This is a genomic window from Kitasatospora sp. Root107 (assembly GCF_001424875.1).
Taxonomy (GTDB): Bacteria; Actinomycetota; Actinomycetes; order Streptomycetales; family Streptomycetaceae; genus Kitasatospora.
In genome coordinates, this window is sequence record NZ_LMCT01000025.1 from 36,993 (window position 1) to 56,005 (window position 19,013).

The following is a 19,013-nucleotide window of genomic DNA, read 5'->3' on the forward strand; positions in this document are numbered from 1 at the left end:
CGACCGCCCGGCGTGACCCGAAAGAGAGGCCCTAGTGCGCGACCGCCCGGCGTGACCCGAAAGAGAGGCCCTAGTGCGCGCGAGTGACCGCAGTACCGACGGCGAACACCTGGCGGAGCCGGACCTGCAGGAGAAGGGTCTGCGCTCCGGCGCGGTCGGCCTGGTGGCGAGCGTGGTGCTCAGCGTCTCCTCGGTGGCGCCGGTGTACGCGCTGACCGCGACCCTGGGGCCGACGGTGGGTCAGGTCGGGCTGCAGATGCCCGCGGTGTTCCTGGCCGGCTTCCTGCCGATGCTGCTGGTGGCCTTCGCGTACCGGGAGCTGAACCGGGTGATGCCGGACTGCGGCACCTCGTTCACCTGGACCGCGAAGGCGTTCGGCCCGCACGTCGGCTGGATGTGCGGCTGGGGTCTGGTGGTGGCCACCATCATCGTGCTCTCCAACCTGGCCGGGGTGGCGGTCTCGTTCTTCTACCTCTTCCTGGCCCGGGTCTTCGACCACCCCGGCCTGGCGGATCTGGCGGACAACAAGGGCCTCAACGTCCTGACCTGCGTGGTCTTCGTCGCCGCCGCCACCGCGATCGCCTACCGGGGGGTCGGGCTCACCAAGGAGGTCCAGTACGTCCTGGTGGGACTCCAGTTGGTGGTGCTGGCGCTGTTCGCGCTGTTCGCCTTCGTCAAGGCCGACCAGGGGCGCTCCGAGCTGGCCATCGAGTTCAGCTGGCAGTGGCTGGACCCGTTCGCGGTCGAGTCCTTCGCCGCCTTCACGGCAGGGCTCTCGCTCTCGCTCTTCATCTACTGGGGCTGGGACACCTCACTGACCGTCAACGAGGAGACCAGCGGCAGCGCAAAGACGCCGGGCCGGGCGGCGCTGCTCACCATGCTGGTGATCCTCACCAGCTACCTGGTGGTCGCGATCGCGGCCCAGCGCTTCGCCGGGGTCGGCAGCACCTCGTACGGCCTGGGCAATCCGGAGACCGAGGACAACGTCTTCGCGGCGCTGGCCGATCCGGTGCTCGGCAACCTGGCGATCCTGATCTTCATCGCCGTACTGGCCAGCTCCGCGTCCAGCCTGCAGACCACCTTTCTGCCGCCGGCCCGCACCATGCTGGCGATGGGCACCTACCGGGCCGTCCCGGCCAGGCTCGCCAACGTCCACCCGCGCTTCGCCAGCCCGTCCACCGCGACCCTGGTCTCCGGGGTGGGCACCACGGTCTTCTACTCGGTGATGACCCTGGTCAGCGACAGTGTGCTGGTGGACACCATCTTCGCGCTGGGCCTGATGATCTGCTTCTACTACGGCCTCACCTCCTACGCCTGCGTCTGGTACTTCCGCCGTGAACTCACCCACTCGGTCCGGGACTTCCTCTTCAAGGGCTTCTTCCCGCTGACCGGTGCGGTACTGCTCACCCTGATCTTCGCCAAGACCACCGTCGACACCTGGGACCCGGACTACGGCTCCGGCACCTCGCTGTTCGGCGTCGGCACCGTCTTCCTGATCGGCTTCGGACTGCTGCTGCTCGGTGTGGTCCTGATGTTCCTGTGGCAGTACCGCGCCCCCGCGTACTTCCGGGGCGAGACCCTGCGGCACGACACGCCCTCCCTGATCGTCGAGGACTGACCGACGCACCCTGCGGTCACCGGCTGAAACAAGTCACCCTCCTTGCCGAACAGTTGACGATCCGTCAGGCTCGTAGCAGTGGGGGGAGACCACGAACCGTTCCGGCACGGCCTCCTCCGGCATGCCCGCCGCCACTCCGGCGCGGGCCGAGCAAGGGGGGAAACCATGCTCCGCAGACTCCTGCTGTCCCATCGCGTCCCGGCCGCACTGCTGCTCGCCACGGCGCTTGCCGTTGCGGGCGGCGCCCCGGCCGTCGCCGCCGACCGGGAGGGCGTGGTGCGCGGCGACGGTGCACCTGGCACCGTCCCGGGCAGCTACCTGGTCATCCTCAAGTCCCGGGCGCTCAAGGCCGATTCCGGCTCCGAGCTGGCCGCCCGCTACCACGGGAAGCTGCGCCGCAGCTTCGACGCGGCGTTCCACGGCTACTCGGTGGAACTCGACTCCCGGCAGGCCCGCCGCCTCGCGGCCGACCCAGCCGTCGCCTCGGTGGTACCCAACCGCCGGGTCCGGCTGGACGCCACCGCCACCCAGACCGAACCGCCGTCCTGGGGCCTGGACCGGATCGACCGCAGGCGGCTGCCGCTCGACAAGCAGTACACCTACCCCGACACGGCGGGCCAGGGGGTCACCGCGTACATCGTCGACACCGGGGTGATGATCGAGCACCACGACTTCGGCGGCCGGGCCAGTTACGGCTACGACGCCATCGACGGCGACAACGTGGCCGACGACGGATACGGCCACGGCACCCACGTCGCGGCCACCGTGGCGGGCACCCTGCACGGGGTCGCCAAGCAGGCCAAGGTGGTCGCCGTCCGGGTACTCGACGACTCCGGCTCCGGCACCACCGAGCAGGTCGTGGCGGGCATCGACTGGGTCACCTCGCACGCCGTCAAGCCGGCCGTGGTCAACATGAGCCTGGGCGGCGATCCGGACGAGGCGCTCGACACCGCCGTCCGCAACTCGATCGCCTCCGGCCTCACCTACACGGTGGCGGCCGGCAACTCCGGCGTGGACGCCTCCGAGCACTCGCCCGCCCGGGTGGCCACCGCGCTCACGGTCGGCGCCAGCACCAGCAGCGACAGCCGCGCCTCCTACTCCAACTACGGCCCGCTGGTGGACCTGTTCGCCCCCGGCTCGGACATCGTCTCCGCCGCCACCTGGTGGGAGGACGGCGAGACCAGCATGTCGGGGACCTCGATGGCCGCCCCGCACGTGGCGGGCGCCGCCGCCCTCTACCTGGCGAGCCACCGCACCGCCACCCCCGCCCAGGTGGCCACCGCCCTGACCGGCAGCGCCGTGACGGGCTCCCTGCACGACCTCGGCGAGGGCTCCCCCGACCGGCTGCTGTACACCGGCACCGCGCCGCTCCGCCCGCCGGGCCCGCGCTTCACCAACACCACCGACCAGATCACCGACGACGGCCCGATCACCTCCCCGGTCACCGTCACCGGCGTCACCGGCCGCGCCCCGGCCGACCTCGAGGTCGAGCTCGACATCAAGCACGGCTGGAGCGGCGACCTGCGGGTCGAACTGATCGCCCCGGACGGCACGGTCTACCTGGTCAAGGAGGAGGACATCGCCGACGGCACCGACGGCCTGACCGGCATCTACGGCATCGACGCCTCCAGCGAGACCGCCAACGGCGTCTGGCGGCTGCGGGTCACCGACGTCCTCCAGATCTTCAGCGGCTACCTGGACAGCTGGACCCTCCGGTTCTGACCCGAGCTGCTCCTGACATCCGCCGCCGGCCGGTCGATCACCCGGCCGGCGGCGGGGCGAGCCGCATCAGGGCCGTGTAAAGCAGCAGCGCCGCCCCGAAGCCGACCGCCCAGCCGTAGTCGGCCAGCGGCTTGAGCAGCGGGATCAGCCCGTCGGCCGGGAACGGGCCGCCGATACGCCGCCAAGCCATGCCGCCGGCTCAGTACGTGAGGGTGGGATTGGCCCCGGACGGCGGCCAGTTGTTGTCATTCTTGTAGGCCCAGTACTCGAAGGGGTTGTCGTAGTAGGCCGCGGTCTCGATGAGGCTGCCGAGGCCGGAGGCACCGGTGTCGGTGTGCCAGAGCCAGACGACGCTCCCGACGATCACGCCGCCTACCGCCCACACGACGTAGGTGGTCTGGAACAGCGGGCCGAAGAACCGCTGTTGCGTGATGTGCAGTTCCTCGTGGTTGGCGATGAACGACGCGTTGATGCCCTTGCCGCCCTGCCCGGCGTTGGAGATGACGTTGCCCTGGGTGAAGGCGAAGTCCTTCTTCAGCGCGAAGCCGCCCTCGTAGACGTTGCGATTCTGCCGTCGGCTCAGGTCCTCACGGTAGTTGGCATCCTTGTAGAACACATTGATCACGTGCACGACGTTGCCCAGCGAGGTGCCGATCAGACTCCAGGTCGAGTCGGACAGAAAGGAGAGCCAGCCGGACGGACTGGACCAGTCGTAGACCCCGTGCAGGCCGCAGATCAGTCCGTTCATCCCGCCCATGGCGAGCCCGAACGGGCCGGCGACCGTCCAGCCCAGCCAGGCGCCGGCGGCCGTGGTCAGCCCGGTCTCCAGGGCGGTCAGCAGACTGCCCCAGCCCTGGCCGTTCGCCAGGCCGTAGACCAGCCCGGTGACGAAGCCGACGGCGAAGCCGACCGCAACGACGATCAGGTCGTCGATACCGAACCACAGGCCGGACGGGTCCTTGAAGGACAGCGGGTTGTTCAGCGCGTACGCGTAGACGGCGAAGCCCTGCGGCAGCCGCACGACCTTGCCGGGGTGCTCCAGCACGTACCAGTCCGCGGACAGGAAGCGCCCCAGGGCCGGGTCGTACCAGCGGGCACCCAGCTGCAGCAGCGCCAGCTCCACGTCGGGCTCGCGGCCGAGGTAGCGGGCCGGTCCGCCTGGGCCGGCGGCCTGGGTCGAACCGAATGGCGCGTACCGCTGCCAGGCCAGCACGGTGCCGACGGAGTCCAGCGCCGCCACCACTGTGCCGTGGTGGTCGCAGAGGTGGAACCGGGTGCTCGGCACGCCGCCGACCGGGGTCTCGACCTCGGCCAGCAGCTGGGAGCCGAGGAACACCTGCCGCACGGTGCGCTCCGCGGACATCTCCCACAGCCCGGCCAGGTAGCGGGTCCGAGCCGTCAGCGCTCCCGCCCCGTCGCGCACCTCCTTGAGCACGCGGCGCCCCTGCGGGTCGTACCGGAAGCCGACCGTCGCCGTCCCCCCGCCGGGCAGCACGGTGACCGCGTGCACCAGCCGGTCGAAGGCGTCCATCAGCAGCCCGCTCAGACCGCCGTACCCGGTGACCTCACCGCGTGCGCCGTACGCGACGGGTGCCGCGGGCGCGCCGGGGCGGCGCACGGAAGTGACCCGGCCGGGGCGGGCCGCATCGGTGTAGTCGAGGTCCGCTCCCCCGGCGTCGCCGAACGTGAGCAGGTTCCCCGCGAGGTCGTACGCGTACACGTGCCGCCGCACCACCGCTCCGCTGGGGCCACCGTCGCGCACGGTGGCGTCGACGAGCCGGTGCAGTCCGTCGTAGCGGAATTCGCTGAGCTCCGTACCGCCCGGTGCGGTGTCCAGCATCCCGGTGATGCTGCCGTCTCCGCCGTACGTGTACTCCAGCGCGCGCAGCACCGGCCCGCCGCCCGCCGGCACGGCCCGAACGGCGGCCAGGCGGCCGGAGTCGGGGTCGCGCGGGGTCTCCACGCGGGCCCCGCCGGGCAGCCGGTACGCCAGCAGCGCCCCGTCGGCCGCGTACTCCACCGCGTCGGCGAAACCCCCGACGGCGAGCACGGCCCCGCCCGCGTGCAGCTGGTAGCCGACGCGCGCCCCGTCGGGGTAGGCGAGTGCGACCAGCCGGCCCTGGAGGTCGTACTCCCGGCGCAGGGTCAGAGTCTCCCCGTCGACGGTCTGCTCCTCGGTCACCGGCCGGCCGGCGGCGTCGTACGAGTACCGGAAAGTGGCGGCCGATCCGATGGGGCCTTCGTGCAGTACCGCGACCCGGCCGTCGAGGAACCGCCCGGCGGACGGGTGGGCGGGGTCGGGGTCGGCGTCGTACACGACCTCGCGCACACGCACCGGTGCCCCGCCCCCGACCGGGACCTGGTCCACTGCCGTGACCCGGCCCAACACATCGAAGGAATAACGCAGTTCGGCGCCGTCGGATCCGGTCTGGCGCACCAGCCGTCCGGCCGCGTCGCGCAGGTAGTGCCGGCTGCCCGCGTCGCGGTGGCTGATCCGTACCGGCTCGGACGGCCCGGCGTGCAGCCAGCTCGCCACCTCCGCCCCCATGCCGTCCCGCAGCACCGCCACCCGGCCGTCCGGGTCGAGTTCGTACCGGTGCTCCGCGACCGTGCCGTCGCCGACGTGTTCGAGCACCGCCGTGAGCCGGCCGCGTGCGTCGTACCGCTCCTCGCGGGTCAGCGCCCCGACCGGCCCGCCCTCCCGGTGCGCGATGGTGAAGGGCGCCCGCTCGGCGGCGAACACCGCCCCGCCGGGATCGGTGACTCCGGTCACCAGTCCCGCGGCGTCGTAGCTGGTGTGCTGGGTGGACGGGTGTGCCAGCTGTTCGGGTGCCGGGACGCCGGGCCAACCGAGGTCCGCGGCGAAGGCCGGGGCGAGCTTGGCCACGACCAGTGAGCGGCCGTCCAGCACCACTCGGTCGGTCAGCGCGGCCCGGGACGGGGCACCCGGCGGGCCCGGCACGGTGGTCGCGGTGACCAGCGGGTTGCCGAAGCCGTCGTGGAACACCCGGGACACCGAGACCCCGGCGGTGTCCGGCAACGTCATCGGGTCGGCAGCCAGCAGCGCGGCGCGCTGCGCCCCGGGCGCGGACGGGGCGTAGGAGGTGACCGACCCCGGCACGTTCGCGCAGTCCAGCGCCCACGCCTTGGTCAACTGCTCAGTGCCGTCCGGCCCGGACGGTGACTCGTACACGGCGATCAGGCGGCCGAGGAGGTCGAACTCCGAGCGGGTCGTGCGACCGCCGGGCAGTACGGTGGTCGAGGGCTCGCAGGAGCGAAGGTCGAAGGAGATCGTCGTGGTCCGCCCGGCCCCGTCCGTCGCGGCCGTCGGGAACACGCCGTCCGCGTCGTACGCGGTGACAGTGGCGGCACCGGTCGGATCGCGCATCTCGACCGGGTTGCCCCGGGCGTCCCGGCGCACCGCCTCGGCCCGCGCGTACCACCCCGCTGCCGGCCCCTCCACGCGTACGTAGCCGAGGTCGGCCGGATCGGTACCGTCGAAGTGGGCCGCAGGCAGGCGGGCGTCCAGCAGCCGGGCCTCCCAGACGGCGGTGGTCAGCCCGGCGCTCGCCGTGCCCGTGGCCAGCCCCTCGAAGTCGGGCCCGTCGTAACGGGTGATGCGGCCGCCGAACGGAGTTCCGTCGCCCGCCAGGGCCGTCACCCTCGCCGGAAGGTGCACCAGCCAGCGGTCGACGGCCGGGTCCGCCGGGGCCGCCACCCACTCGGTGCGCTCCTCGGAGCGCAACCACTCCTCCTGTGGCGCGCCGTCGGCGAAGCTCGCCCGCAGCTGCACCGTCAGATTGCCGTACGGGTCGTGGTGTGCGTGGGTGGTGCGCTCCACCCGGTCCGGGACGCCCGGTTCCGTTGTCTCGATCTCGGCGACAAAGGGGAACCAGACACTCCCGGACGGACCGTCGTCGTACTCGAGCCGGGCGTCCCAGCGCTGGGCCGAGCGCTGGAGCGGCCGCCACCCCGTGCCGTCACGCTCGAAGCTCTCGGTGCCGACCGGACTGCCGGCCAGCGCCCGCTGCCTGGCCCGCTCGACGAGGTCCGGCTCGTCCGGGTCACCCTGGAAGAAGCTCACCTGCTGGCGCACCGGTACCAAGGGATCCCCGCCGTCCACGGTCACCCCGCGGAAGCCGCGGAACTCCCGGTTCGGCCCGTCCCAAACTCCGTCGTGGTAGCGGAAGGCGGTGGCCGTCGTCCGACCGGTGACGGTGTCCGTCCGATCGAGCGACGCGAGCACGTGGACGACGAGCGGCAGCGACCCGCTCCACGGGTGCCCGTCCGCCTCGTCCAACCGTCGCATCGCGGTGGTGGTCCGGTACCGCATCCGGGAGATACCGCCCATGCCGTTGTCCACCACGGTCATGAGGTACGGTGCCTCGCTCGCGGCAGCGAACCGCAGCACCCGGTAGCCGCTGTCCCCGGGGGCCGCGCCACCGTCCCAGACGAACCCGGGCCGCCCGTCCCCGTACAGGTCGGCGGGCAGGACAGGTCGGCGGGCAGGACGCGGCGGCCCGGCGGCGGCGCGATCGGCACGGACACCGGCGGCGCGAAGCCATTGCCGCAGCGGTTCAGCCAGACCGTGGTGCCCTCGTCTCCGAAGTACACGACGTCCGCGCAGCCGTCGCCGTCGATGTCGACGAGGTGCAGCTGATCATCCCGGTAGCCGGGGGGAAGCACGGGCGCGCCGGTCAGCGTCACCCGGGGCCCGTAGCGACCGCCGCCGAGTGCCGGCCAGTAGCACGCCTGGCCGCTCCGCAGCAGCACGATGTCCTGCAGGCCGTCACCGGTCAGGTCACCGAGGCGCACCCCGCGTTCACCGAAGCGGACGTCGGGGAACGCGTCGAGGTCGCGGACGCGCGGGATCACGGCCGGTTCCTGCCAGCCCCGGCCCGGGGCGTGCCGGAAGGCGACGAAGGCGTCCGGGCCGGTCCAGAGCAGGTCGGTGACGCCGTCACCGTCGAGGTCGGTCAGCCGGGTCGCGGGGTCGGCCAGCCGCACGGACGGGCGCTGCGCAGCGACCTGCGGGAGATCCTCGAAGCCGCCGTGCCCGTCGGCGCGGAAGGTCAGTGAGGTGGGCTGGTCGACGGCGAACAGGTCCGCGCGGCCGTCTCCGTCGAGGTCCGCGAGGGCGACGTTGCCGCGGGCCAGCGACACCAGGGAGGGCAGCGCCGCCAGCCGGAACGGGCCCTCGAACGCGCCGCCGCTGTTGTGCCAGCGCAGGGCGACACCGTCGGCGAACTGCAGCACGTCTGGCAGCCCGTCACCGTCGAGGTCGACCAGTTGGGTACCCGGGTCCCCGATCCGGGGAGGCGGCAGCAGCGCGGCCATCCGGTCGACCCGGGCGTCGGCGACCTCGAACGGGGCGTAGTCGAAGGTCAGCGGGGGTTGTGCAATCCGCTCGGCGCCCTCGCCGGCGGACAGTTCGATTCGGCGCAGCAGCGAGGCGCCGTTCGCCGCCTCGCTGTACTCGAGCCGCCAGCTCCGCAGCGGCTGTGCCGCCCCGGACAGCGTGGAGTGCAGCGCGATGGTGCGGGCCCGCAGCCCGGTGGTCCGCAGGAAGCCGGCCCGGCCCGACCGCAGTACGTCCGCGCGCGGCTCGTACGCGACTTCCAACGCCCAGACCGACCAGCGGAGCGCGGCCGGGTAGAGCCGCTGTCCGTCCCGCAGGTACTCGTACCGCACGGTGTTCCCAGCGGGGTCGGACTCCTCGGCCAGCCACCACCCGAACACCTCGCCGGCTGGTCCGGTCTCCCGCGACGCCTCGGACACCCCGAGCAGCTGGGTGCCACCCCGGCCGTCCTGGATCCGCCAGCCTCGCGCCGGATCGAGACCCGGAAGCCGCTCGATCCTCCAGTGCTGGGTATCGGTACGGGGGCGGTACACCCCGCCGCCGATGTCGACGAGCACCTCCGCGCCGCCCAGGGTGAACTCGTCGTCGTCGGTGTAGCCGGGCAGCCCGCGGTCGGTACGGCGCTCGATCCGCAGGGGCTCCAGCCGCCAGCCGACCCCGAACGGCCCGTTGCCGGAGCCGGTCGAGTACGTCAGCGACGGTGCCGGCTGCAAGTCGTTGGGCCCCTTAGGGCACGGCAGCGCAACCGCATAGCTCCCGCTGCCGCGCACCAGGTCGGGCTGGAAACGGTCGCCGAGCGGTGCCACCCCTCCGCCGGCGCCCGGGAGCGCGACCTGCCCCAGGCCGGAGTCGCCGCGCATCTCACGCCTCCGCGGGATAGCCGAAGGAGTACTCGACGCCGACCTGCACCGACACCAGCCGGTCCGGCCGGACGACGCCGTCCTCGGTGACCGACGGCCCGCCGGTCAGTTCCAGCCGCCAGCCGCCGAGCGGGCTGGTGCCGACGAGCGCGGGCAGGGCCGCGGTCAGGTCGACGGCGCCCTCCGTGTCGCTGGTCACCGCGACGGGCGACTGCCCGGGTGCGGTCACCGTCAGCGTCATCCCGGCCGGATCGGTACCGGGGCGCGGCTGCACCCGCAGCTGCACCGACTCGATGGTGAAGTCGCGCTGGTTCGCCGGCATTCGGACGGGGTCGAGCGTGAAGTCGACGCCGCTGTCGCGGTAGAAGCCGTACCACGCGTCGGGTGCGTCGTAGCGCAGGTTGACGGTGCGCACGGCGGACAGCTCGCCGGGGCGCGGCGGCCGGGTCAACACGGTCTCCCGCAGCCCGAGGTCGAACTCGGCCGTGTAGTACACCACGAGTTGGACATCGGCGATCCGGGCGAAGTCGAAGTTGTTGCCGCGCCGCGGCAGCCTCAACTCCCAGGTGGTGCCCAGCCCCAGGCCCTGGAACAGCCCGCGCACACCGGTGTCCGTGCCGTACACGAAGAGGTCGTTGCGCAGCTCGAAGTCCGACAGCGCCATGGTGTCGACCTGGTGCACGCGTTGGCCGATCCCGCCGTCGCGCTGCCGGAAGCGGGTCACCCCGCCCGCGGCGAAGGTACCGTTGAGCCCCTCCTCCGGCACGAGGCCGACGAACTGCACTTCCACCGCCTCGATCCGCTGCTGGTGGAAGCCGGGGTGCAGTCGGTCGAACTCATACAGATCGGTCTCGAACGCGAGCACCCCGGTGCGCCGGAACTGCTCGAAGTGCGCGGGGAACTCGGCGGCCAGCGAGATGACGTCCTTGATCCTGCTCCGCTTGCGGCGCGTGGTGGTGATGGCGGTGTAGGTGAACGACTCGATATCGGCGAGCAGTCCGTCGCCGCCGAGCAGGACCGCGTCGGAGCCTGCCGCGTTGGCCAGCGCGTACCCGTACTGGTCCTTGATCACGTTCAGCGCGGCGTCGTTCTCGAAGTTGTATGCGCGCTCCATCAGCTTCGCGATGCGGATTGCGCGCCACAGGTAGTCCCGTGAGATGTCCCGCATGACGTCCGCCATCGCGGACCAGGCCTCGGGGGTGAACTCGTTGGCGTCGAAAGCGGTCAGTGCGGCATCCGCCAGCTGTACCCGCTGCAGCGCCGCCTGCCAGGCGATCTCCGCCGCCTTGGCCGCATGCTGCGCCGAGGCGGCCTGGGCCTGGGCGACCGGGATCGCGGCGGTCAGCTCGGCGATGCCGTCAGCCATCTTGGCCAGCTCGTACTCGCGGTTGCGGCGGCCGGCCCGGAGCGTGTAGGCCGCCGCGAGCTTGCCGCGCTCACCGCTGATCGACTCACCGCGGTCAAGCTTGTCGGCCAGCTCGCTGATCTCGTTGAACCACGAGTCCGAGCCCATGCCCTGGGCGGTGGCGGCCGCCTGCGACCAGATCTGGGTCCAGCTGGCGGCGGCGTAGGCGTCGCGCTGTGCGACGGCGTCATCGCGGCGCCGGACCGCCAGATCGACCGCACGCTGCGCGGCGGCCGCGTCGGCCTGGGCGGCGCGGTACTGCTCCTCGCGTCCCTGTGCCTCGGCCCGCGCCATCGCCCGCATGGTCTCCAGGTCGCGCCGGGTCGCCGCCTCGATCTGCTGCCGGCTGCGGAAGTTGACGTACTCCCGCTCGGCCTGGACCGCCTCCTGGGCGAACCCGCGGGCGACGCTCTGCAGGTACTCGAAGGTGTGGATGGGCGAGAGCAGCAGACCGTAGAAGTCCAGCCCCTCGGCCAGCTGCACCAGGTACGACAGAGCGCTGAGCAGGTGCTGCGCGATCTCCCACTGGAGCTCGGGCAGCGGCCGGTCGCCCAGGTGGGCGATGACGTCGCGGGCCGTGTCGGCCGGAGCCGTCAGGCCCGCCGTCGTGAACAGCAGCGAGGCCGCGGGCACGGTGGAGTCCTCGGCGACCAGCTTGGTGTACTGCGCCCGGGCACCGGTGAAGTCCTCGGCCCGATAGCAGGCGTGGCCCCACTCCAGGGCGTTGCGGGCGAGGCGTACCCAGAGCGAGAGCGCCTCGGATCCAGGGTTGAGGAAGCTGTATCCGGCGGCCGCCAGATAGTCCTCCTCGGCCTGCTGGTACCGGCCCAGCGCGTGTTGGACGTCCGCGCAGCGCACCAACAGCGCGTAACAGTAGAGGTGGGTGAGGTAGGCGGCAGTGCTGGCCGCGTCCACCGAGACCAGCCGCAGGTCGGCGGTTGTGGCCGCGGTCAAACGTCCCGCGTAGACCAGCTCGCTGAGGTGCTCGGTCATCGCGCCCGGGTCGGTGTGCACGGAGAACTCGGCGAGTCCCTGTCCCACCGGGATGGCGACCTTCCACGGCAGTGAGGCGGCCTTGTGCTCGGCCGGGCTGACTGCGGGAAGGACATGCCAGCCGTCGACGCGGCCCGGCAGCCGAAGGGCGATGGTGTGTACGTCGTGCTCACGGGCCGGGTCGAGCACCTCGGGCGAACGGCCGTTCCGTCCCACCAGCGCCGTCGGGACCACATCGGCCCGGTCGGCACCGGGCCGTTCGGCGAACGCGGGCCTCGCCGCGTCGACGCCCAACCGCAGCGCCATCCCGTCCCCGGCCACCTTGCGCGTCGCCGCCCGCAGCGCGAGGCCGCCGGCCTCACCCACCGGCTGGTGCCCGTCGGACGGGTGGTGCCCGTCGGACGCCGAGGCGCGCTGGAGCAACCCGTCCCGCTCGCGAAGTACCTCGTCGACCTGCACGAACAATTCCCTGGCAGTGCCGGAATCGCCGTCGGCCCATGCGCCGACGGCCTGCGTGTGCAGTGCCTGTGCCCGACCCACCTGGTCGCCCGCGTCTTCGAAGCTCCTGGCGGCCCTGGCCGCGGCCTTCCCGGCCGGCCCCGGGGAACCGTCCTGGAGCAGCGCGGCGGCCAAGTTCAGCTGCATACTCGCCAGTGCGTGCGGCGTCGCGTCCTGGCCGGACGCCGACCGCAACGCCTCTTGAAGCACCGGCACGGCCTGCCCGGCCTTGCCATCGGCGAGCAGCGTGATCGCCTGCTGTGCAGCGGCCTCCAGGAGCTCGTCGCCGGTGGACTCCCGGCGGAAGCCCGAGCCCGTGTACCGGGCCAACCTCTCGTCGACCGGTTCACCGACCGACATCTTGATCAGGGCCGGGGACTCGGCGTACTCGGGCAGGAGCGTCGACACCAGCCGTGCGCCCGTCTCGAGCAGCGACCTCTCCATGTCGGCTCCGGTGGGCAACGCGACGGCGTGCCTCTCCCGGACCCACTGCGAGACGTTGAACTCGGGGTGCAGAAGCCGGAACACCAGCCCGCGTGCCCGCCGATACCCACTCAGGGCGGCATCGTAGGCGCCACGCTCGGCTTCGGAGTCCGCGGCCTGGACGGCCAGCTCGATCTCGGCGATCGAAGCGCGCACGGCATCCGAGGCGCGCCCCGACCCGAGCCGCCCCACCTCGGCGAGGAGCACGTCCCGGTCGCGGAGCACAGGTGTCGGACGCATCACCATGGCACTGAAGTCCGGCATGACAACTCCTCGTCCACGCCGCCCAGAGAGTTCGCCGCAGCGTCACGACCGGGCCGGCATGGACGGCTTGGTTATCCCGGTGCGACAACGGATACCCCGTCGGCACCGTCACCGCTCCCACCCTTCCAGGACATGCAGTGACTCCCGGGGTTCGCCACGGCTCCCTCACCCGACCGGCGTACGGCCAACGATGCCTCAGCGCCGGGAGCGGGTGTTGAGGCTGAGGAGGGTGTAGGCGAGGAGGGCGGAGGCGAGGCCGACGGCCCAGCCGTAGTCGGCGAGGGGCTTGAGGAAGGGGATGAGGCCATCGGCAGGGAAGGGGCCCTGCTTGGCCCCGTCCGAGCCGATGGCCGAGTACGAGCCGCCGACGGCGAGGACGCCGCCGACCAGGAGGGCGAGGACGGCACGCAGGTTCCAGCCGGCGGTGTACCAGTAGCGGCCGGCCGGGCGGTACAGCTCGTCGAGGACGAGTTCGGTGCGGCGGATCAGCCAGTAGTCGGCGATGAGGATGCCCGCGACGGTGCCGAGCAGGCCGCCGACGACGCCGAGCCAGGTGAAGATGTAGACGTGCGGGTTGGCGATCAGCTTCCACGGCATGATGGCGATGCCGACCACGCCCGTGATCAGCGCTCCGGTACGGAAGTTGATGAAGCGCGGCAGTAGGTTGGCGAGGTCGTATGCCGGGCTGACGACGTTGGCCGCGATGTTCACCGACAGGGTGGCCACCAGGACGGTCAGCAGGGCGAACAGGATCGCCGCGGTGTTGTCCATCTTCGCTGCGAGCGCGATCGGGTCCCAGACCGGCACGCCGTAGACCGCCTGCGAGCCCGAGGTGACCAGGACCGACAGCAGCGCGAACAGGGTCATGGTGGTCGGCAGTCCGAGCGCTTGGCCGCGGATCTGGGCGCGCTGACTGCCGCCGAAGCGGGTGAAGTCGGGGATGTTCAGCGACAGCGTGGACCAGAAGCCGATCATGCCCATCAGGGCGGGGAAGAACACCTTCCAGAAGCCGCTCCCCCACCCGAGCGTCGAAGGCTGCGACAGCAGCGGACCGAAGCCGCCCGCCTTGACCGCGATCCACGCCAGTAGCGCCAGCGCACCCACGATCACGAAGGGTGCGGCCCAGTTCTCGAACCGCCGCAGCGTCTCCATCCCCCGGGCGATCAGCGCGATCTCCAGCGCCCAGAACAGTCCGAACGACAGCCACAGCGTCCACGGCTGCCCAGCCACCTGACCAGCGGTCTGCCACCACGTCCCGAGCAGCTTGCCCGCCAGCAGGAAGATGCCCTCGCCGCCGATCCAGGTCTGGATGCCGAACCACGCGCACGCCACCGCCGCCCGGATCATCGCCGGCAGGTTGGCCCCCCGCAGACCGAACGACGCCCGTGCGAAGACCGGGAACGGGATACCGTACTTCGTCCCGGCGTGGCCGGTGAGCAGCATCGGCACCAGCACGATCAGGTTGCCCAGCGCGATGGTGAGGACGGCCTGCTTCCAGTCCATGCCGAGCGCCACCAGCCCGGAGGCCAGGGTCCATGACGGGATGTTATGAGCCATCCCGACCCAGAGCGCGAGGAAGTTGTAGGTGGTCCAGCGCCGGTCGGTGACCGGCACCGGACGGAGGTCCTCGTTGGCGAACCGTGGATCGGTGAGGGCCACGTCAGGGAGCAGTTCGACCCGGCGGTCGGGGTGGACCAGCTGACTGGACAAGGGCAACTCCCGGGTGAGAGTGGTGGGGTGGCGTCGATGATCCCGCCTCCACCGCCCCTTGCCTAGCCCGGGGACCCAACCGTTTCACGCCGGAAACAGCCCGGGAACAGCCCCGGGAACGCGCCGCCCACCGGGAACACCCTCCCGGGGTACGGCGCATCCGGCCACGGCATCTCAGCTCACCGGGCTGCCGGCGGCGGGGGTGGTCTCGATCCGCACCGCGTCGACCACCGCCTCGGCGGTCCGCATCGCCGCCAGCGAGTCCGGCCCGCTCGCCATCACCGAGCCGACCCGGTCCCAGGAGCTGCGCAGCTCCTGGACGGTGTCGCCGGGCGCCACCTTCAGCGTCAGGGAGAGCACCCCGGGCAGCTCGCGGGCCGCCTCGACGCCGGTGACCGAGACCACCTCGCCAGGTACCGCCTCGAGGAAGCGGACCGCCGCGCCGCCCGCCGCCTGACGGGGCATCGGCTCGGGGCGGCCGCCCTTCATGACGGTGTAGAAGTCACCGGCCAGGTTGATCCGGTAGGCCTCCTCGATCAGCATCGGGATGCCGTCGCCGGGGAACCGGCCGGCGCACTCCACCAGGTAGGGGAGGCCGTCGCTGACGATCCACTCGCAGTGGATGATGCCGCTGCCGAACCCGACCGAGCGGATCACCGTCTCGGTCTGCGCCACCAGCAGCTCGCTCAGCTCGGCCGAGATCCCGGCGGCCGGGACGGTGTGCCCCTGCTCGATCGGGCGCGGTCCGGCGAACAGCAGCTTGCCGGTGACGTTGGAGAACAGCACCTCGCCCTCGCGGACCAGGAGTTCGACGCTGTACTCCTCGCCCTTCACGAACTGCTCGATCAGCATCCGCAGTTCGCGCTCGCGGTCCGGGACCACGTTGCCCTCGTCCTGCGTGGTGCACTCCTCCCAGGCCGCGTCCAGGTCCTCCAGCGAGTGCAGCACCTTGGTGCCGACCGAGGCCTGCCGGTTGGCCGGCTTGAGGACCAGCGAGCCGGGGTGGGCGGCGGCGAACTCCCGGACCTCGTCCGGGGAGGAGACCTCCCGGGACGCCGGGTTCGGGACACCGGCGGCGCGGCTGACCTTGCGCAGCACCGACTTGTCCCGCAGGATCTGGGCCGCCGCGGCCCCCGCCCCCGGTACGCCGTACCGCTCGGCCAGCCGGGCCGCGAACGGGGTGGCGTACTCGACCAGCGGGGAGACCAGCTCCGGCTGGAGGTCGGGGTAGGTGTTGAAGAACTCATCGGCGGCGCCCGGGAGTTGGTACTCCCACTCGATCAGCTCGCGGAGCATCGCGGCGCCCTCCAGGGCGGCCTTGACCTCACCCTTGCGGATCACGTCCGGCTCGTCGATGACGATCACCGAACCGGGAGCGAACTCCTTGATGTACGGGAGGACGTTCACGAAGCCGACGATGATCCAGGGCTGCTCGGTCATTGGTGCTTCTCCTGTCACGGAAGGAAGGAAGTATGTGGGGGGTCAGTGCCGGAGTTCGAGCGTGCAGCACTTGGCGCTGCCGCCCGCCTTGAGCAGCTCGGAGAGGTCCACCCCGTGGGTGTGGAAGCCCCTGGCCCGGAGCTTGGCGGCCAGGCCGGTGGCGGCCGCCGGAAGGATCACGTTGTAGCCGTCGGAGACCGCGTTGAGGCCGAAGACCACCGCGTCCGCCTCGTCGGCGAGCACCGCGTCCGGGAACAGCGTCTCCAGCACCCGGCGGCTCTCCGGGGTGAACGCGGCCGGGTAGTACATGACCTCGTCCTCGTCCAGCACGGCCAGCGCGGTGTCCAGGTGGTAGAAGCGGGGGTCCACCAGGGTCAGCCCGACCACCGGGCGGCCGAACAGCGCCTCGGCCTCGGCCTGCGAGCGCGGGTCGGAGCGGAAGCCGTTGCCGGCCAGGATGGCCCGACGGGTGGTCAGGTAGTCGCCCTCGCCCTCGTTCGGGTACTGCGCCTGCACGACCTCCACGAACCCCTGTTTGCGGAACCAGTCCACGTAGTACGCCGATTCACCGTCCCGTTCGGGGTGGCGGAACCGGGCGACCAGCGCCTTGTCGTCCACCACCGTGGCGCCGTTGGCGGCGAAGACCATGTCCGGCAGGCCGGCCTCGGCGTCGATGGTCTGCACGTGGTGGCCGAGCTCGACCAGCAGGGTGTGCAGCACCTCCCACTGCGCGATGGCCAGGTCGTTGGAGGTGGGCTTCTCCGGGTTCATCCACGGGTTGATGGTGTACGTGACGTCGAAGTGGTCCGGACGGCACATCAGGAAGTGCCGGATACGTGCCTGCCGCCGGGTCGCAGCGGTCTCGAACACATCGGTCTCGCGGGCGAGGAGGTCGGTCATGAGGGTGTGTGTCCTTCCGGGGGTGTTGGAAGATGTGCTCGGGGCGCCCGAGGTCTCAGCCGGTGATGCCGAGGCTCAGCGGGAAGCCGGGCTTGCTGCCCAGCAGGTACGCGCCGGCGGTCTGCAGGATCTTGTCCTGGGCCACCACGTGCTGGCACATCGTCATGGTGTCGCGAAGCCAGCGGTCCAGGGGGCTCGGGCGGTAGATCGACCCCGTCTGCATCAGGTCGTACAGCCGCATCACGATCGAGCGGGCGGTCCGGAAGGCGTGCAGCCGGGACAGCGGCAGCGCCGCGCGCTCGTCGGCGGTCATGTCGTCCATCGTGCCGCCGGCCGCCAGCACCTCCCACTGGCGCCGCATCGCGCCGTAGACCGCGCTCCGGGTGGCGTTGAAGTCCGCCTCGCACTCGGCCAGCGCGACCTGCATCCGCCAGTTGTCGTTCCAACCCCCGCCGCCCGGCTGCGACTTGGCGACCACCTGGTCCCGCACCCAGTCCAGCGCCGCCCGGGCCACCCCGAGCGGGACGCCCGGCATGTTGCGCATGTGCACCTCGGGCTGGGCCAGCGGGCCCTCGCCGTTGCGGACCTCGGCGAAGGTCATCGTGCGGTTCTCCGGGACGAACACGTCGGTGATCGTGTAGTCGCAACTCCCGCTGCCGGCCAGGCCGGTGGTGTGCCAGGTGTCGATCACCTCGACGTCGGACTGCGGGACCGCCAGCAGGATCGAGTCCTGCGGGCCCTCGGCCGGCCAGGGCTTGCCGCCCTCGGTGATGAAGGCGCCGGAGACCACCCAGTCGGCCTGGGTGATGCCGCTGCCGAACTGCCAGCGCCCGCTGAGCCGGTAGCCGCCGGGGACCCGGTCGGCCTTGCCGGTCGGGAAGAGCAGCCCGGCGGTGGCCATGTCGATGCTGGGGAACATCTCCTTGGCCGTCACCTCGTCCAGGAAGTTGGCGTACAGGCCCGAGTCCATCCCGATCATCGCGCACCAGCCGGCCGAGGTGTCACCGTAGGCCAGCGCCTCGACCACCTCGGTCTGCTCGATCGAGGTCAGCTCGGGGCCGCCCCAGGCCTTGCTGAAACCCATCCGGAAGGCGCCGGTGCCCCGGATCAACTCGACCACGTCGGCCGGGAGTCGGCGGTTCTGTTCGATCTCCACCGAGCGCTCCCGCAGCTGCGGGGCCAGCGCCTTGGCCGCAGCGAGGATCTCGACGGCGGTGTTCGGGACCGCCGGGTTGTTCGACGACATCTTCAGGACTCCTTCGAGGTGCTGGCGGACGCCAGGTGCTGGAAACTGCCGTGCAGGAAGAGCAGAGGGGGCTGAAGGTCACGGACGCCGGTGGAGACCACCTCACCGATCACCATCGTGTGGTCGCCGACGTCGAAGCTGTCCCAGAGCACGCACTCCAGGCCGCTGTGCTCGTCCAGGACGAGCGCTCCGGTCTTCGGCCCCGGGGTGGCCGGGAGGGCGTCGACCGCTTCGGCGCGGTCGACCCGTCCCTTGGCGAGCCGCCGGGCCAGCGGCTCCGCCTCGCAGTCGAGGATGGAGACCGCCCACTTCTTGGTCTCCAGCAGATCGGTGAGGAACTGTGAGTCACGGTGCAGGGAGAGCGAGACCAGCGGCGGGTCGAGCGAGACCGAGGTCAGGGAGTTGAGCGTCACCGCGTCGTGGCGGCGAATGCCCTCGCGGTCGGCGTAGGTGGTGGCGACACAGACTCCGGTGGCGAAATTGCGCATCGCGCCGCGCAGATCGGGTGACATGTC

General features: G+C 71.7%; 11 protein-coding genes. 2 read left to right on the top strand and 9 right to left on the bottom strand.

Annotated elements, in window-relative coordinates; genetic code table 11:
- Window positions 1-73: 73 nt before the first annotated feature.
- Both ASC99_RS21875 and ASC99_RS21880 read left to right on the top strand, forming a co-directional pair.
- Window positions 74-1,618 (top strand): APC family permease, encoded by a 1,545-nt coding sequence (locus ASC99_RS21875; RefSeq protein ID WP_057234668.1) that lies wholly within the window; start codon window positions 74-76, stop codon window positions 1,616-1,618.
- A 165-nt stretch (window positions 1,619-1,783) separates the two neighbouring features.
- Entirely contained in the window at window positions 1,784-3,340 is a 1,557-nt protein-coding gene (locus tag ASC99_RS21880) for a S8 family peptidase (RefSeq protein WP_057234670.1), read from the top strand.
- A gap of 37 nt (window positions 3,341-3,377) precedes the next feature.
- Here ASC99_RS21880 and ASC99_RS38780 read toward each other — a convergent pair whose 3' ends face one another.
- From ASC99_RS38780 to ASC99_RS21920, 9 genes are all read right to left on the bottom strand, one after another.
- Complete coding sequence (locus ASC99_RS38780; RefSeq protein WP_157531671.1) at window positions 3,378-3,530, bottom strand: hypothetical protein; 153 nt, start codon at window positions 3,528-3,530, stop codon at window positions 3,378-3,380.
- Window positions 3,531-3,539: 9 nt separating this feature from the next.
- The gene (locus tag ASC99_RS21885; protein WP_235583093.1) at window positions 3,540-7,820 is read right to left on the bottom strand and encodes an RHS repeat domain-containing protein; all 4,281 of its coding nucleotides are present in this window, start codon (window positions 7,818-7,820) and stop codon (window positions 3,540-3,542) included.
- The gene (locus tag ASC99_RS21890; protein ID WP_057234674.1) at window positions 7,709-9,559 is read right to left on the bottom strand and encodes a SpvB/TcaC N-terminal domain-containing protein; all 1,851 of its coding nucleotides are present in this window, start codon (window positions 9,557-9,559) and stop codon (window positions 7,709-7,711) included. The genes ASC99_RS21885 and ASC99_RS21890 overlap by 112 nt, the downstream gene beginning before the upstream one ends.
- Before the next feature lies 1 nt (window position 9,560).
- Complete coding sequence (locus ASC99_RS21895; protein WP_057234676.1) at window positions 9,561-13,202, bottom strand: hypothetical protein; 3,642 nt, start codon at window positions 13,200-13,202, stop codon at window positions 9,561-9,563.
- Between the two features lie 195 nt (window positions 13,203-13,397).
- Entirely contained in the window at window positions 13,398-14,912 is a 1,515-nt protein-coding gene (locus ASC99_RS21900; RefSeq protein WP_369824259.1) for an NCS1 family nucleobase:cation symporter-1, read from the bottom strand.
- A 174-nt stretch (window positions 14,913-15,086) separates the two neighbouring features.
- The gene (locus tag ASC99_RS21905) at window positions 15,087-16,352 is read right to left on the bottom strand and encodes an ATP-grasp domain-containing protein (protein WP_057234680.1); all 1,266 of its coding nucleotides are present in this window, start codon (window positions 16,350-16,352) and stop codon (window positions 15,087-15,089) included.
- Between the two features lie 42 nt (window positions 16,353-16,394).
- A complete protein-coding gene (ddaH, locus tag ASC99_RS21910) occupies window positions 16,395-17,252 on the bottom strand; it encodes a dimethylargininase (RefSeq protein WP_057234682.1) in 858 nt (285 codons plus the stop codon).
- 55 nt (window positions 17,253-17,307) lie between these two features.
- Window positions 17,308-18,498, bottom strand: coding sequence for an acyl-CoA dehydrogenase family protein (locus ASC99_RS21915; RefSeq protein WP_057234684.1), 1,191 nt, complete (start codon window positions 18,496-18,498; stop codon window positions 17,308-17,310).
- Window positions 18,499-18,500: 2 nt separating this feature from the next.
- Window positions 18,501-19,010 (bottom strand): flavin reductase family protein, encoded by a 510-nt coding sequence (locus ASC99_RS21920; RefSeq protein WP_057234686.1) that lies wholly within the window; start codon window positions 19,008-19,010, stop codon window positions 18,501-18,503.
- Window positions 19,011-19,013: the final 3 nt, after the last annotated feature.